Annotated in this window: 13 protein-coding genes and 1 riboswitch; of the genes, 5 read left to right on the top strand and 8 right to left on the bottom strand. The window is 67.8% G+C overall.

What is annotated here, in order from left to right:
• Positions 1 to 81: 81 nt before the first annotated feature.
• Both AB0B85_RS19940 and msrA read right to left on the bottom strand, forming a co-directional pair.
• Positions 82 to 510 (bottom strand): carboxymuconolactone decarboxylase family protein, encoded by a 429-nt coding sequence (locus tag AB0B85_RS19940; protein WP_357409291.1) that lies wholly within the window; start codon positions 508 to 510, stop codon positions 82 to 84.
• Between the two features lie 163 nt (positions 511 to 673).
• The gene (gene msrA / locus AB0B85_RS19935) at positions 674 to 1,180 is read right to left on the bottom strand and encodes a peptide-methionine (S)-S-oxide reductase MsrA (protein WP_357409288.1); all 507 of its coding nucleotides are present in this window, start codon (positions 1,178 to 1,180) and stop codon (positions 674 to 676) included.
• A gap of 724 nt (positions 1,181 to 1,904) precedes the next feature.
• Between msrA and AB0B85_RS19930 the strand changes: the two genes are divergently transcribed.
• Positions 1,905 to 2,819, top strand: a complete 915-nt coding sequence (locus AB0B85_RS19930) for an NADP-dependent oxidoreductase (protein WP_357409286.1) — start codon at positions 1,905 to 1,907, stop codon at positions 2,817 to 2,819.
• Positions 2,820 to 2,868: 49 nt separating this feature from the next.
• Here the strand turns inward: AB0B85_RS19930 and AB0B85_RS19925 are convergent, their stop codons facing one another.
• The gene (locus AB0B85_RS19925; protein WP_357409284.1) at positions 2,869 to 3,525 is read right to left on the bottom strand and encodes a TetR/AcrR family transcriptional regulator; all 657 of its coding nucleotides are present in this window, start codon (positions 3,523 to 3,525) and stop codon (positions 2,869 to 2,871) included.
• Between the two features lie 312 nt (positions 3,526 to 3,837).
• Here AB0B85_RS19925 and AB0B85_RS19920 point away from each other — a divergent pair, with 312 nt between their 5' ends.
• Positions 3,838 to 4,092 carry a hypothetical protein gene (locus tag AB0B85_RS19920; RefSeq protein WP_357409283.1) on the top strand — a complete coding sequence of 85 codons (255 nt, stop codon included), beginning with the start codon at positions 3,838 to 3,840 and terminating at the stop codon, positions 4,090 to 4,092.
• Positions 4,093 to 4,173: 81 nt separating this feature from the next.
• On the top strand, positions 4,174 to 5,097 hold the full coding sequence (locus AB0B85_RS19915) for an AEC family transporter (RefSeq protein WP_357409281.1): 924 nt from the start codon (positions 4,174 to 4,176) through the stop codon (positions 5,095 to 5,097).
• Here AB0B85_RS19915 and AB0B85_RS19910 read toward each other — a convergent pair.
• Positions 5,086 to 5,955, bottom strand: a complete 870-nt coding sequence (locus tag AB0B85_RS19910) for a hypothetical protein (protein ID WP_357409279.1) — start codon at positions 5,953 to 5,955, stop codon at positions 5,086 to 5,088. The genes AB0B85_RS19915 and AB0B85_RS19910 overlap by 12 nt on opposite strands.
• Before the next feature lie 285 nt (positions 5,956 to 6,240).
• Between AB0B85_RS19910 and AB0B85_RS19905 the strand changes: the two genes are divergently transcribed.
• Complete coding sequence (locus AB0B85_RS19905) at positions 6,241 to 6,480, top strand: hypothetical protein (RefSeq protein ID WP_357409277.1); 240 nt, start codon at positions 6,241 to 6,243, stop codon at positions 6,478 to 6,480.
• A 70-nt stretch (positions 6,481 to 6,550) separates the two neighbouring features.
• On the opposite strand, the gene metH is transcribed toward AB0B85_RS19905, so the two are convergent.
• Positions 6,551 to 10,168, bottom strand: a complete 3,618-nt coding sequence (gene metH, locus AB0B85_RS19900) for a methionine synthase (protein WP_357409429.1) — start codon at positions 10,166 to 10,168, stop codon at positions 6,551 to 6,553.
• A 24-nt stretch (positions 10,169 to 10,192) separates the two neighbouring features.
• Positions 10,193 to 10,268, bottom strand: a riboswitch (S-adenosyl-L-homocysteine riboswitch).
• Between the two features lie 301 nt (positions 10,269 to 10,569).
• Here metH and AB0B85_RS19895 point away from each other — a divergent pair.
• Positions 10,570 to 11,142 (top strand): hypothetical protein, encoded by a 573-nt coding sequence (locus AB0B85_RS19895; protein WP_357409274.1) that lies wholly within the window; start codon positions 10,570 to 10,572, stop codon positions 11,140 to 11,142.
• Positions 11,143 to 11,281: 139 nt separating this feature from the next.
• Here the strand turns inward: AB0B85_RS19895 and AB0B85_RS19890 are convergent, their stop codons facing one another.
• From AB0B85_RS19890 to AB0B85_RS19880, 3 genes are all read right to left on the bottom strand, one after another.
• Entirely contained in the window at positions 11,282 to 11,923 is a 642-nt protein-coding gene (locus tag AB0B85_RS19890; RefSeq protein WP_357409272.1) for a hypothetical protein, read from the bottom strand.
• A gap of 1,277 nt (positions 11,924 to 13,200) precedes the next feature.
• Positions 13,201 to 14,094: a hypothetical protein gene (locus AB0B85_RS19885; protein ID WP_357409270.1), complete on the bottom strand. Its 894-nt coding sequence runs from the start codon at positions 14,092 to 14,094 to the stop codon at positions 13,201 to 13,203.
• A gap of 301 nt (positions 14,095 to 14,395) precedes the next feature.
• Entirely contained in the window at positions 14,396 to 14,854 is a 459-nt protein-coding gene (locus AB0B85_RS19880; RefSeq protein ID WP_357409268.1) for a nuclear transport factor 2 family protein, read from the bottom strand.
• Between the last annotated feature and the right edge of the window lie 283 nt (positions 14,855 to 15,137).

The raw sequence follows: 15,137 nt of genomic DNA, 5'->3' as shown, positions 1-15,137 counted from the left end.
AGATCATCGGGCCACCAGTGCGGGTCGAGATGTCGGCAGGACGGGTGCCAACCTGCCGCGACGACAGGGCGGCGTTTCAATTCATGCGGCGGGCGCCGTTGTGGGCATGGCACCCTCGGCGAGCTTGAGTCTCGTCCAGATGTTCATGTTGATCACAATCCCCACGATCTCCAGTATCTCGCCCTCCGTGAAGTGCGTGGTCATCCTGTCGTGGGCTTCCTGGAGGCGGTTGTTGACTGTGGCGTCGGCGGCTCGGGTCAACACCTCGGCGTAGGCCAGCGCGGCTCGCTCCTCCTCGGAGAACAGATGCGTTTCCCACCACGCGGTGAGGGTCTCGACCTTGGACGGCGGGATGTCGGCGGTACTGGCGGCGGCGTGGTGCACCAGAAGGCAGTAGCTGCAGTTGTTGATCTGCGCGACGCGTAGTCGCAGAAGCTGGGCCAAGGTCCGTTCCACCTGGAGTGCGGCGGTATGGCCGAAGGCTGCGGCACCGGCGTTCGCCAGCGCCATGAGTTGTTCGTTGGACGTGGCGTCGAGTCGGACGTTCTGGATCCTGGTACCCAAGAGATGACCTCCCGTAGGCGACATCGACAGCACCAGCGGTAGGGACGTCCTTGCCGGCGCACCTGGCGGAACGCCGGCGCGCGGACCCGGGATCCGCGCGCCGGGAGTGTCAGGCCGCCGACCGCTTCGGGAGCTTCCACCCGGGGCGGGGGAAGTGGCAGGTGTAGCCGTCGGGGTAGGTCTGCAGATAGTTCTGGTGCTCGGGCTCGGCTTCCCAGAAGTCGCCGGCAGGGGTGACCTCGGTAACGACCTTGCCGGGCCACAGGCCCGAGGCGTCGACGTCGGCGATCGTGTCCTCGGCGACCCGCTTCTGCTCGTCGCTGTTGTAGAAGATGGCCGAGCGGTAGCTGATGCCGATGTCGTTGCCCTGGCGGTTCTTCGTCGAGGGGTCGTGGATCTGGAAGAAGAACTCGAGCAGCGTACGGAAGTCGGTCTTCTCGGTGTCGTAGACAACCTCAATGGACTCCGCGTGGGTGCCGTGGTTGCGGTAGGTGGCGTTCGGGACGTCGCCGCCGCTGTAGCCGACGCGCGTGGACACGATGCCGGGCTGGTGGCGGAAGAGCTCCTCCATGCCCCAGAAGCAGCCGCCGGCGAGAATCACCTTCTCGGTGGTCACGTCGTCTCCTTACTTGTCGTCGCTGTCAGTGTCGCTGTCACTCGTGAAAAACGTGCGTATTTCGCCGTACCCTGCGCTCGCCAGGTCGTCGAGGTGTATGAACCGCAACGCCGTGACCCTCGTGCCGAGAGCGGGCCCGGGTGCGGACCATCCCGTGGCCGGAATCCTCGCTCTCGACAACGCCACTCCCGACCCAGCCGCCGCCTTTGATGGACCATCTAGTCCAGGTAAGCTGGCGGCGAGCAGCCGGTTCGATGGTGACAAAATGGGCTTTTACTGGGGAAGACCACCACCACAGTAGCACCGACTCGGCCCAAGACTTGGACTTGACCGACCAGTTCCATCGCGACTAGGTTCGGGGCGTGGCGCTTCGGTGAGGAGAGGACCAACTGTCACGAGTGAGAGTTCCGAGGGCCGTAAAGTGATCGTCGACGGCAGCAGCGACATGGGCTCGCCACGACCCGCCAGATCGTCGCCGGGGGCGGCGCCACGACCGGCCGCGACTGACCCTCGAACGTGACGACGGGGACCGCGCCAGCGCGGCCTCGACCCCAACCTCGCCTTGCCGACGATGCGCTATCGCGCTCGTTCCTCGAGACCCTCGCGCCACAACCGCTACCGATCGGCGTGGTGGGACACCGAGGCTTGGCGCCGCACATGCTTGTGAAACGAAACGTGCACCTCGTGACCGCGCGAACGGGGACCGGATACAGGGAGGCGCCGAATGTTGGCGATTGTAGTGACGGATCAGGCCGCGGGAATGGCCGGGATGACGCTGACGGAGCGGCCCGAGCCGGCCGCGGCGCTCAATGACGTAGTCGTTCAGGTTCATGCGTCGGGATTCGTCCCGACAGAGCTGGCGTGGCCCTCGACCTGGACCGATCGCCTCGGCCGCGACCGGACGCCGTCGATCCCCGGGCACGAGCTGGCCGGAGTGGTCACCGCTCTCGGCTATGGCACGACGGGACTGTCGGTGGGACAGCGGGTGTTCGGCCTCACGGACTGGCATCGTGACGGCACCCTGGCGGAGTTCGTGGCCGTCGAGGCGCGTAACCTCGCCCCGCTGCCCGGCGACGTGGACTTCGCGGTGGGCGCGAGCCTGCCGATCTCGGGTCTGACCGCGTGGCAGGGCCTGTTCGAACACGGCCGCCTCCAGGCGGGGCAGAGTGTCCTCGTGCACGGAGCGGCCGGCGCAGTCGGTTCGATGGTGACGCAGCTCGCGCGTGAGGCCGGCGCCCACGTGATCGGCACCGGGCGCGCTGCCCACCGCCAGACGGCGCTCGACTTCGGCGCACACGAGTTCGTCGACCTCGAGAACGATGTCCTCGAAGATGTCGGCGGAGTCGATCTGGCGTTCGATGTCATCGGCGGCGACATCGGGAAGCGGTCCGCAGGCCTGGTTCGAACCGGAGGAACGCTGGTGTCCGTCGTCGGGCCGCCGGAGGCGCGGCCCGCCGACGGCCTGGCTGTCGACTTCGTCGTCGTGCCCGATCGGGCTCAACTGGGTGAGGTCGTCCAGCGGGTGCGGGATGGACGACTCCGGACAAACATCAGCAGCGTCCAGGCCCTCGACGACGTCGTCGCCTCCGGTCCGCTCGAACGAACCACCGGAAAGACGGTCATCCGCGTTCGTCAGTGAGAACTCGGCGGACAGCAAGCGGTCTGGCTGGTCGGCCGTAACGGGAACCTCAGCGGGTCGGCTCGCCGGACGGTTTCACGAGGAACGATTTGATGTGGTCCAGCGCCATGTCCAGAGCAACTTCCATGGGTGCGACGTCGTGCGCGGCGTTCGCCAGCAGGTAGCCCCCCTGCAGTGCTGCCATCAACCCCGTGGCCAGCTTTTCCGGGTCGGCGTCCGGACGCAGTGCACCGCTGTCCCGCATGCGGTGCAAACCATCACTTATCAGTTTTTCCCATGCCGCGAACGTCTCCGACAGCATCGATCGAGCCTGCTCATCTTGGTCGGACAACTCGATGGCCATCGACCCGAGACCACACCCGTGTCTGCCGTTGTTCAGCGAGTTGGCCTGGACAAGCGCGTTACGCCAACGGACCAGCCCCGAGAACGACCTCAGTCGTTCAAGCCCGCCACGCTCGCGCTGAAGCACAAGCGCGCCTCGGTATCTGACCAACGCGCGCACCAACTCCTGCTTGTCGGCGAAGTGGTGATAGAGCTGGGACTTGCTCGTCTGGCTTGCCTCGCGGACGTCGTCGAGGGTCGTCGCGTTCACTCCGCGGACGAACATCAGCCGGTTGGCCGCCTCGAGGATCCGCTCTCGCGTCGCGGCACCCCGCTGACTGATCCTCCGCTGCTTCGTTGGCGCAGCCACCTGCTCGTCGCCCATCGGTCAAGTGTATCCAGCGGCGCGGGTCGGATATTACAAGAATAGTAGGACCCGGAAGTCCATTTGACCTCATGTCGCGTCGACCTGCCAGTGAAATACGGGCACGCGCGCCGCCAGCCTGAATGAGCGGATGCCGAGAACAGGATGACCAGCAGCCTGCAATTCTTTTCCTGGACCACGGGGTCCTCATTCGACCTGCCTTGCCAGGCGTGGTGCCTGGTGAGGTGAGGAGGGCGGCGTGGTGCCGGCCGGTGCAGCTCGACGTGCCGCGGCCCGCGCGCGTGGACGCCGCCGGGTCGGTACCGTGGCGAGGTGAATCCAACCTGCCCCGAATGCCACACGACGGGCGTCCCACTGCTCTTCGGCCTACCGGCCCCGGAGGCCAGAAAGGCCGCTGCCGACGGCGACCTTGCGCTCGGCGGGTGTCTCGTCCCCGAGGAACCGCCGCCAAACTGGCAATGCGCACGCCAGCACCAATGGCGCGAAGCCGATGAGAAGACGTGGCAGAACCAGCTCCGGACCGCGCTGCTCAGACACGGCTACACCGAGCCGGACGGCTACGCCTGAGCTGGCGACCAGGTGGCCGTGCCCTGGACGCGTCGATGTGTCTGACAACCGGCGCGACACCAGCCCGTCGGTGACACCCGGATGAACCTGGTGTCGGCGTTCGTGCCGATCTGGATCCTCACCGCGCTCGGTTACGCGGCCTGTCGTTGGGGCCTGCTGGGCGAGGCTGGGGCGTCGGTGCTCGGTCGGTTCGTGTTCCACCTTGCGATGCCAGCCGCCCTGTTCCTGGCCCTGTCCCGAATGCCGCTCTCCGGGTTCGACGGCCGTTCACTGCTCGCCTTTGGGCTGAGCACCACCGCGGTCGTCGGGTTCGGCTGGGTGGGCGCGAGCTGGCTGTTCGGTCGCGAGCCCGGCGAACGGCCGATCTGGGGCATGGCCGCCGGGTACGTGAACTCGGCGAACCTCGGCATTCCGATCGCAACGCAGGTCCTCGGCGACGTGTCGTTCCTGGCGGAGGTGGTGCTGCTGCAGGTGCTGGTGGTGACGCCCGTCATCCTGGTCGCCCTGGACCGGCACAGCGACCCGGCCGGGCGGATAAGGGTCCGCCGTATCGCCACCCTGCCGGTACGCAACCCGGTGATCCTGGCGTCGCTGCTCGGCGTCGCGTGCTCGGCCGCGGGCCTGCATCTGCCATCGGCGGCCGGCGTGTCGCTCACCCTGCTGTCGGGCGCCGCGGTTCCGGCCGCCCTCGTCGCGCTCGGCGCGTCGCTGCACCGCCCGGCGCCGTCGCCGGCAGAGCCGACCGAGCTGGCTGAGCTGGCCCTGATCACCGCGCTGAAGCTCGTCGCACAGCCGGTCATCGCGTACGCGGCCGGGCTGGCCTTGCACCTGTCCGCGCCCCAGTTGCTCGCCGTGGTGGTGTGCGCGGGCCTGCCGACAGCGCAGAACACGTTCATCTTCGGTCAGGAGTACGGCTTCGGCGAGGCGGTGGCCAATCGGGCGGTGGTGGTGACCACGACGCTGTCACTGGCCACCCTGGCCGCGGCGGCGACGCTACTCGGGTAGGCCAACGCGACGGGTCCGCCACCCTCCGTTCCCGACACTCGCCGGTCCGTGTGAATTTGTCAGGCCCGCGACGAGCAGCAGGTACGCGGTCAGTTCGACAGCCGCCGTGAGCGCCGGCATCGGTTGCGGCATGGACAGCGTTGGCGTGATGGCATCCCAGGCGAACACGGCGTAGGCGTCACCCACGTACAGGGGCATCGGGACCGTGGCAACGCAGGCGTCGATCAAAAGGAGCGCCATGAGTGCCAACAACGCCGCGCCGAGCGAGGCGAGCCGTCGACGGTGACCTGCGAGCGCCGAGGCGAGTGCCAACGCGGTAATCCCGAGAACCAGGGGCGGCAGGGCGGCCATCATCACGTCGGCCACGCCGGTGCCGGACGCTCGTGAAGGTTCAGCAGCAACGGCACGTCCAGTACCAACGATACGGACGACCGCGTACCCGATGACCAGCAGTGCCCCCGCGACAGCCGGCACGGCCGTCGGTAGGCGCCACCCACCGCGGCGCCAGGCGATGAGTAGCCCCAACACCGCGGTCAACGACGGCCAGCAGAGGGACAGACCCGATTCGAACGCGGACGGTGTGTCGAAGCCCGAGCCGGGTACGAGCACCTTCCAGCCACCGCCACCGCTGTCCCGGGCCTCCGGCACCGTCCGGGCCGCGTGCACAAGCAGGACCGTGAGGCCCACCCCGATCGCCCAGCGAGGTCCCGGCGATCGGCTGACCATGGCACAGGCAAGGAGCAGAACGATGCTCAGCACCTCGGCGTAACGCCAGATCGGACGAGCCGTCAGGACACCCGCCACATGGACGGCAGAGCTCAGCGCAGCAGCGGAAAGGAGGAACAGCCGAGGACGCACCGAGGCATCCTGCCACGCGTAGCCATCGATCACGGCGTCCCCCGACGCCGAGAGGGGCTGCCCCACTTGGTCGGCCCGGTAGCACGGCAAGGCGGGCGCGGAGGATCCGCGCCCGCCCCGCGATCCCGAACAGGTCCCCCGACCCGCCGGCCCACCGACAGCCGCAATGGCCTGGGCAACAGGGCAATTGCACCCGCAGTCGCATCGGACGATTGGAAGCACGGCCACGATCGAGCGCCTTGTCAGCTTCGTGAGCGCTCACGTCTGCTGAGGTAACTTCTGCGGATGCATCGCGATCCGCTCGAAGACATGCCGGCCGAGTCCCGCACGGAACTGACGGCGGCTGTATGCGCCGCCATCGACGTCGATACGGCCACTGCGGAAGCCATCATCCGCTCTACTGAACCGCTTTGGGACGCGATGGAACGAGCCGGCGGCCTCGTGGACTCATGGGGCGGCGGCGAATTCTGTTACGTACTCCCGCGGCTCCTGTCGTTCGTCCAAGCCACCGCCAACCCTGCCTGATCCGCGTCGGCGCCGGATGACCCGGGGAGGCCAATGACGGCGGGGCGCTGCCCACTGGCCGGCACACCGGTCAGGACGGTTCATAGGCCAGGTTGGGCCGCAGCCACCGCTCGACGTCAGCGACGTTCATGGCGCGGCGGGCTGCGTAGTCTTCGACCTGATCCTTGCCGATACGACCCACTGTGAAGTACTTCGCTGCCGGGTTGGCGAAGATCAGCCCGCTGACGCTGGCGGCCGGCGTCATCGCGAAGGACTCCGTCAGGCCGAGGCCGAGCTCGGCGGCATTCAGCAGGTCGAACAGCTCCTGCTTCTGGCTGTGGTCTGGGCTGGCCGGGTAGCCGAGCGCCGGTCGGATGCCTCGGAAGCGTTCGGCGTGCAGGTCGGCGAGGTCCGGCTCGGCGTCTGGCTCGAACCAGTCGCGGCGGGCCTTCAGGTGGATGTACTCGGCGAAGGCCTCGGCAAGCCGGTCGGCCAGCGCCTTGACCATGATCGCGCGGTAGTCGTCGTGCTGGGCCTCATAGTGTGCGGCGAGGGAATCGGCGCCGTGGATGGTCACGGCGAAGCCGCCCAGGTGGTCGCCGTCGGGGGCCACGTAGTCGGCCAGGCAACGGTTGTCGCGGCCGGCCGGTTTGACCGTCTGCTGGCGCAGCATCGGTAGGCGCAACCCGCTGCCGAGGACGATGTCGTCGCCCTCGGAGTGCGCGGGCCAGTAGCCGTAGACGCCCCGGGCCTGGAAGGACCCGCTCGCCGTGATCTCGTCCAACAGGGTGTTGGCGTCGTCGTAGAGCTCGCGGGCGACCGGCTGGTCCAGGATCGCCGGGAACTTGCCCCTGAGTTCCCAGGCCAGAAACAGGAACTGCCAGTCGATCATCTCGCGCAGCTCGGGGAGGGTGGGCTGGACTGTCCGCAGGCCGGTGAAGGCTGGGGTCGGCAGGTCGCTGAAGTCGACCTTCTCGCGGTTTGCGCGGGCCTCAGCCAGGCCGAGCATCGGCTGGGAGTGCCGGTTGGCATGCGCCTCGCGCAACTGCTCCTGCTCGACCCGGTTGGCGCGGTCCAACTCGCGGGCCCGCCCGTCATCAAGGAGGTCGGAGACCACGCCGACGACCCGGGACGCGTCGAGCACGTGCACGGTTGTGCCGTCGTACGAGGGGGCGATGCGGACGGCGGTGTGTTGACGCGACGTCGTGGCCCCGCCGATCAGCAGGGGCACCTTGAGGCCGCGGCGCTGCATCTCGGCACCGACCGAGACCATCTCGTCAAGCGACGGCGTGATCAGGCCGGACAGGCCGATGGCGTCGGCGCCCTCGGCGACGGCCGTGTCCAGAATCCGGCCAGCCGGAACCATCACACCCAGGTCGATGACCTCGTAGTTGTTGCAGCCCAGGACCACGCCGACGATGTTCTTGCCGATGTCGTGCACGTCCCCCTTCACCGTCGCCAACACGACCTTGCCCTGCCCGCGGCCCGGGTCGACCCGGCCCGCCAGGCGGGCCTGCTCCTTCTCGGCTGCCATGAACGGCTGGAGGTAGGCGACCGAGCGTTTCATCACCCGGGCGCTCTTGACCACCTGCGGCAGGAACATCTTGCCGGCGCCGAACAGGTCGCCGACGATCTTCATTCCGTCCATCAGCGGGCCCTCGATGACTTCGAGCGGGCGGGCCAGACCCTGCCGGGCCTCCTCCGTGTCCTGCTCGATGAAGTCGACGATGCCGTGGACCAGCGCGTACGACAGCCGCTCGGTCACCGGCGCCTCGCGCCAGGACAGGTCGACCTCGCGCTTCGTGCCGGAACCGGTGACTGTCGACGCGAAGGTGACCAGGCGGTCGGTGGCGTCCGGACGCCGGTCGTAGATCACGTCCTCGACGAGTTCGAGGAGGTCGGCGGGGATATCGGCGTACACGGCGAGCTGGCCGGCGTTGACGATGCCCATGTCCAACCCTGCGCGGACCGCGTGCGACAGGAACACCGAATGCATTGCCTCGCGAACCACGTCGTTGCCGCGGAAGGAGAACGACAGATTGGAGATGCCGCCGCTGGTGCGAGCACCCGGACAACGCGCCTTGATCAGCGGGAGAGCGTCGATGAAGGCCTTCGCGTACCCGTTGTGCTCGGCGATGCCGGTGGCGACCGCGAGGACGTTCGGGTCGAAGATGATGTCCTCCGGCGCGAACCCGGCCTGCTCCACGAGCAGGTCGTAGGCCCGGCCGCAGATGGACACCTTGCGTTCCGTGGTGTCGGCCTGGCCCTGTTCGTCGAAGGCCATCACCACCACGCCGGCGCCGTAGTCACGGATCCGGCGCGCCTGAGCCAGGAATGGTTCCTCGCCCTCCTTGAGGCTTATCGAGTTGACCACGCCCTTGCCCTGCACGCACTTGAGGCCAGCTTCAAGGACCGTCCACTTCGAGCTGTCGATCATCACCGGGATCCGGGCGACCTCGGGCTCGGTAGCGATGAGGTTGAGGAAGGTCGTCATGGCGCGTTCGCTGTCGAGCAGGTCAGCGTCCATGTTGACGTCGAGCAGGTTGGCCCCGCCGCGGACCTGCTCCAGGGCCACGTCGACGGCGCCCTGATAGTTGTCGGACTCGACGAGCCGACGGAACCTGGCCGAGCCGGTGACGTTGGTGCGCTCGCCGATCATCACGAACCCGGTGTCCGGACCGATCGCGAACGGCTCCAGCCCACTGAACCGGGTGGTGTCAGCCGGGACGGGAACCGTCCGCGGGCGTGTGCCAGCCACGGCGTCGACGATCCGGGCGACGTGGGCCGGTGAGGTGCCGCAACAGCCGCCAACGATGTTGACCATGCCAGCCGCGGCGAACTCGCCGATCAGGCTGGCGGTCTCCTCCGGCCTCTGGTCGTAGCCGCCGAAGGCGTTCGGCAGACCGGCGTTGGGGTGGCACGCCACGTAGGTGCCCGCGATCTTGGAAAGCTCCTCGACATGCGGGCGCATCTCGGCGGCGCCCAGCGAGCAGTTGACGCCGACGACAAGCGGTTCGGCCCGCTCTATCGACCGCCAGAATGCCTCCACCGTCTGCCCCGACAGGGTCCGGCCGCTGAGGTCGACGATGGTGACGGAGATCCACAGCGGCAGCTGCGGTGCGACCTCACGGGCCGCGGCGATCGCGGCTTTCGCGTTCAACGTGTCGAAGATTGTCTCGATCAAGAGCAGGTCGACACCGCCCTCGACCAACGCCGAGATCTGCTCCGCGTACGCCGCGCGCACGTCGTCGAAGTCGACGGCGCGATACGCCGGATCCTCGACCCGCGGCGACAGCGACAACGTCACGTTCAGCGGCCCGACCGAGCCGGCCACGAACCGCCCGCCAAACTCGTCCGCCGCCTGCCGGGCCAGCCGCGCACCCTGAACGTTCATCTCATGAACGAGTGACTGGAGCCCGTAGTCGGCCTGGCCGATCCTGGTCGCCGTGAAGGTATTGGTGGTGGTGATGTCGGCGCCGGCGGCCAGATACTGCCGGTGTACGTCCAGAATGATGTCCGGCCGGGTGAGGTTGAGCAGGTCCGGATCACCGCTGACGTCCTGGGGATGGTCGACGATCAGGTCGCCTCGATAGTCCGCGGCGGTGAGCTGTGCGCCCTGCAACATCGTGCCCCAGGCACCGTCCAACACCAGAATGCGCTGGGACATCAGCTGCCGCAGCGCCGATGCAGTGGTCCTCTGGCTCAACAACGCGCTCAAGTAGCCCACCTCCGAAGCTCGGAGGCGCCCTTGTCGAAGAATTGCAGGCCGAGCGTGGCGGGCTCCGCCCGTCGCAGCGCCTCTCGACCTCAGAGCCAGATAGTAGCCCGACCCGCTTGTGTAGACGTCCCTGGTGTGGCCCCTGCACGGACGGTGTGGCGGCGAGGCACACCGCCGGCGCGAAACGAGGACGCGGCGTTATCGGCTCAATAGGGGTCCGGATGGGCGTCCTCATCGGGTGGTTCGGCCCACCGGTCCACGGATGGTGCAGGACGGCGGTTCGCTGATTGGCGGTTGATCATGAGCAGTGCCGGGCGTGGTGTCGCGTACTCACGAATAGCTGGGTATCTGCGCTCATCCATTGGTTACCAGCGATGTAAAGGATGGTTCGCATGCGAAAGACATTGGTTGTGGTGACGGCTGCGATCCTGGGGCTGGTGTCGGCGAGCGGGCCGGCGGCGGCGCAGCAGCGGCCACGGGGGATCCCTGACCGGATCATGTTGCAGCCGGACGATCTCGGCGGGGCCGTGCCGGGGCCGGTGGAGGACGGGCTGGTGTGGTCGCTGCTACCCCAGCCGTGCGCGGACACGCCGGTGCCGCAGCCGGTCGTGAGCCACACCGAGGCGGCCGACCTCGGTACCCGATTTCGGATCTACGAGAACGTCGCCTGGTACCGCGGCGATGGGGCACACGCGTACGTCACCGAACTGAAGGCGCAGCTCGGCCGGTGCGGGGCTGGCGGCGATGAGGAGGGCTTCGACCCAGTCGCCGAGGACCACCTCGGGCCGGACACGGTGCTGTTCCTCGGCACCTACGACGAGGGCGACCGCTACGTCGGATATGTCGCCGCCGCGGTCGGCCACTACCTGGTGGTGGTCATGATGTCGGACTCGTACCTGGGTGCGGCCGATCTGACCACGTTGAACGGGCTGGCCAGTGCCGCGATGAGCCGAGCGGCGGCCTGACCGGGGGGAGGACCTACTGCGCCACCTGTCGGCGACGCAGGCGAGGCCAGTACGACCACCGCGATGTCTACCTGCGCGAGGACGCCCTCAGGTCCGGCCGGAGGGCATTCGTGTCCCTGGGCGAACCGGGTACGGCGACCTACGGGGTGAGCACCTTGTCGAGTTTCCGGGCGGCCAACGCCTGATCCCGGTGCGAGGTCAGGAACCGGAGAGCCGCCTCGCGTTCTCCGTCGTGCCATGCCTGGATGAGCCGTTCGTAGAACGTGGCCTTCTCCACCAGTTGCCGGACGCCCTTGCCGGAATACCCGGCGGCCCGGTCGCGGCACAGCTGAGCGAGTTGCGTCGCGGGCTCGACTGGCGAAGCGGTGCCGTTGACCACCCGCCAACCCGGTAGATGGTGCCAGTGTATGCGGCGCTGGCGCGGGTCCTGGGCGAAGGACCGCTCGGCCGCGTCGGCGAGGCGCGCGGGCGGCCATTCGTCGATTGTTGTCAGGCCGGTGTCGAGCACGAACTGCCGGGTCTGGCCGGCCGCCGCATCGGACATCAGGTCCACCGTCGGCGGCCCTGATGGCGCCTCGTCCATCCGCACGCCATAGGTCATAGCCCAACTCGTGAGGGACGTTACGAGCGGCTGCACGCCGGCGGTGACCCAGCCCACGGGCCGGGTGGGCGAACCGGAGTATCCGATCCAGGCCAGGGACCAGTCCAGCGGCTCACGTGCCAACACGCTGCCGACGCCGACGCCGCGCAGGCGCCACTCTCCCGGCAGTGCGGGGCGCAATTCGGACAGGATCTTCCGCCACCGCCGTGCCTTGTCAGCAGAGGACATACGCACCTTCCGCAGGTCGTTCCCGGGGCCCCGGGCAGTTTACGTTCAGCGGTCGTTGCGTCGGCCGTAGCTCCTCGCGTCGAGGCGCGGCACGGCACGGGCGCAGATCCGGATATCCGACCGTGAATCAGGCCGGCTCAGGACTATCACCGACTACCAGCCAGTTTGGCTGAACGGAGCTGCCGAAGTCGCCAGTCGTCACGCTCAACGGTTGCGGGGGCTTGTCGGCCGGCGACTGACGTCCAGCTGGGTGGTCTGGGATGACGCCGACGGCACCTGGTTCGCCGACTGCCCGATGGTCTTCGACTTCGACGAGGAGCGCCTCGAGGTGAACCATCAGAAGTTCGATGATCTGTCGATCACGTTTTGTTCGATCGACGTGGCCCAGACGCCGGTATGGCCGACGTCAGACAGCTTCCTGCTCCGCTGGCGTGATGATGCTCCCGCCGCGTTGGCTGATCGGCACGGGCAGCGGCTCGAGGCGGTAGAGCTTCTGGAGTGGGCCGGCGGCGACTTGGCAGACGGCGCCATGGCGCTGGGCCTACGATTCGCGGACGGCTGGCTGACGATCTACAACGCGCTGGACGAGAATGGGATTGAGGACGGCGACCTCTGGAGCCGCGCTCGAGCGGTTGCTCTGCCACCCCAAGCTGCCGTTGATAGCCGGTTGGGACGCCGAACGCCCGGCGATCCGGATCTGGGAGTACGAGGTCGGGCAGCTGCGCGAGATCGGCGGTGTCGGTGCAGGGTCGGCCGTCTACGACTCCCACCGCGGCCGACTCCGGCGGGCACCCTCTGCTGCCTGGCATCCGGGCGAGCCGCAGTTGGTTGTAGCGGACGGCAACAGCACCGTCCGCTGGGCCCCTCCGGGCATCACCGTGCTCGACGGGATTCCCCCGGCCGAGTACCGACGGAACGTGGCGTTCAGCCCGGACGGCCAGAGGCTCTGGTTGTCGCCTGCCGGCGGAGAGGACGGCTGGGAGTCGTCCATCACCCTCGACGTCGTCTCCGGCGCTGGCGCCCGTCCGAGGAGAACCCGACCGCGTCCCCGGACACCGTCGGCGTGCAGATCGGGCGCGGCTACTCGCTGTACACCTTCCGGTGCCCCGAATCATTCGAACATCCCCCGGCCACCGCTGTGCAGCGACTGGCGGACGCGGTTGGGCGCAGTTCAAGGCGCCGCGCGGCTCAGCGCGTACCAGCCGGGTCACGATCTCCGAGGAGTGGGTTCAGGCCCAGAAGAGGATGTCGCCGAGGATCTGCTGATCACTGAGGGGCTGGCGGGCTGGGCTTGAAGAACCGTCGAGGCTCGTGGTGTACCAGCCAGTGGAGTCGTTGATCGCCACCCGTTTCTTGTCGGGAGAGGGCAGGACCGTCGGTCGGGAAGCCTTACTCGCCGGCGCCACCTGCTTGACCGTGACAGTGCCAGCAGGCACGTCGACCGTAGCCAGAGCGACGCTGCCGTAGTACTGGCGCGAAATGTCGAGAGAGGAGGTGCACAAGAACGCGGTCTTGTCGACAGGCGTCTTGCAGTCGTACCAGAAGTCGCCGCTTAGTACATCACCGCCCGGCTTGACCCCGGTGACCATGAGACTGGCGACCGAGCTGCCGCGGACGTAAACCCGCACGTCAGACTTCTTCACGTCGGCGATACGGAACTGCTTCTCCTCTCGCACGCTTCCCGCGCCCTCCTCCCTCGGAGCCGCGTCAGGCTGGGAGGGATCGACGGACATCACCCGGCCAGGCTCCGTTACCGTGGCGCCGACCGTGGCTCGGATCCGTCCGTCCTCGCCGAACGTCGGGTTGTCAAAGCACTGCTTAGCTTCGCCGAACGCCTGCGGCGCGGTCCACTGTCCGGACGGGACATAGGCGCCATCGGTCAGCGTCGCCACCTGCAGTTCGCAGCCGTTGGTGTATGCCAGGCGTTGCATCGTCGCGTCGAACGCCTCCCGACGGTTGACGCTGGCTTCGCCCGGTGCCGCCGCAGTGGCGAGCAGATTGCCCGTGGTGAGGTCATACACCAGCAGGTCCTTGGTACGAGCGGAGACGTTGTCCTTCGAGATCACGATGCCCGACGGCAGACCGGCCTGGCCCGTCGGCTCGATCACGCCGTCGTCACCCACCGGTGCACCACTACTGCTTGTGGGCTGCCCAGACGAGCCTCCACCGCACCCGCTCAACAGCGCGACAACAGCACACACCACCGCGAACCGCCGCACGAACAACCTCCCCCAGGTCCGAGGCCGGGCGACGGCCCCGCGCGGCAGTGATCCTAAGCCACGCAGCTACACCCTGCAGGCCCCTCAATCCCTCCACCCTTGGGGGCCGCTCCGGAGCCAGACTCGTCGTTCTGACGGCATCCGCGCCGCACCTCAGGATCGTCGCGCCTTGTCAGCGGACGAGTGCTCTGGTGTCGAGCATGAATCAGGGTCGAGCACTGCCCTCGCTTTCCTGTGGACGGAGCGCGGTCAGAAGGCTGTCGAGTTGACCCCAAGCCCGCGCGCTGGCGACGTGGTCGATGTAGTCACGCGACTCGATGATCAGCCCGTCACGGATACGCATCACGAAGACGCAGGGCACAGTGAAAGCCTCACCTGTCTCGGCGACCCGCCCCTGATAGGCGAACTCGGCGACGATCACCTCCGGGTCCGCAGTTTCGTGAATCGTCACGTCGACCGGCTTACGGTTCAGCGTCCGAGCGACCGGAGGCGGCGCGGTGAAGTGCTCGTGCAACTCGCTGCGGCTACGCAGCGGCGGCGGGTTGAGCGGGTGGAACGGATGCTCGACATGGGTGTCTTCGGCGTACAGGTCGGCCAAGTCTTCGTACGGACCGTCGCAGACACCGTTCACCAGTCGGAGAAAGGTCTCGCGTGGGCTAGTCATGCCGGGCCTCCTTCGAATATCGGTAGATGCCAGTTGGGGCATGCCGCGGACCACATCCGGGGATGGCCGGTGGGCCACCTGCGGCACCCTACACATTCGGACGCCCCGAAGAGGTCGCCAGCCTGATGGGCCTGCTCAGGACATTGCCCGTGGCCGACGCGCACGGTCGACGGCGATCCGGATACCGGATCCTGACGGTGGCAGGCATCATCGCGTGGATGCCCGCGTCGGCTATCTCGACGGCCCCGCGTGAGCTGATTCGGCACCAGAACCGGCTCGCGGC

Origin of the sequence: Micromonospora sp. NPDC049044 (assembly GCF_040649215.1) — a bacterium.
GTDB lineage: Bacteria > Actinomycetota > Actinomycetes > Mycobacteriales > Micromonosporaceae > Micromonospora.
Note: the sequence above shows the minus strand (reverse complement) of the source record. Positions and strands in the feature narration are given on the sequence as shown.

Coding starts and splice junctions, on each gene's coding strand:
- AB0B85_RS19940 (WP_357409291.1), bottom strand. CDS start 510: ATGGCGCTGGCGAACGCCGGTGCCGCAGCCTTCGGCCATACCGCCGCA.
- AB0B85_RS19930 (WP_357409286.1), top strand. CDS start 1,905: ATGTTGGCGATTGTAGTGACGGATCAGGCCGCGGGAATGGCCGGGATG.
- AB0B85_RS19925 (WP_357409284.1), bottom strand. CDS start 3,525: ATGGGCGACGAGCAGGTGGCTGCGCCAACGAAGCAGCGGAGGATCAGT.
- AB0B85_RS19915 (WP_357409281.1), top strand. CDS start 4,174: ATGAACCTGGTGTCGGCGTTCGTGCCGATCTGGATCCTCACCGCGCTC.
- AB0B85_RS19905 (WP_357409277.1), top strand. CDS start 6,241: ATGCATCGCGATCCGCTCGAAGACATGCCGGCCGAGTCCCGCACGGAA.
- AB0B85_RS19895 (WP_357409274.1), top strand. CDS start 10,570: ATGCGAAAGACATTGGTTGTGGTGACGGCTGCGATCCTGGGGCTGGTG.
- AB0B85_RS19880 (WP_357409268.1), bottom strand. CDS start 14,854: ATGACTAGCCCACGCGAGACCTTTCTCCGACTGGTGAACGGTGTCTGC.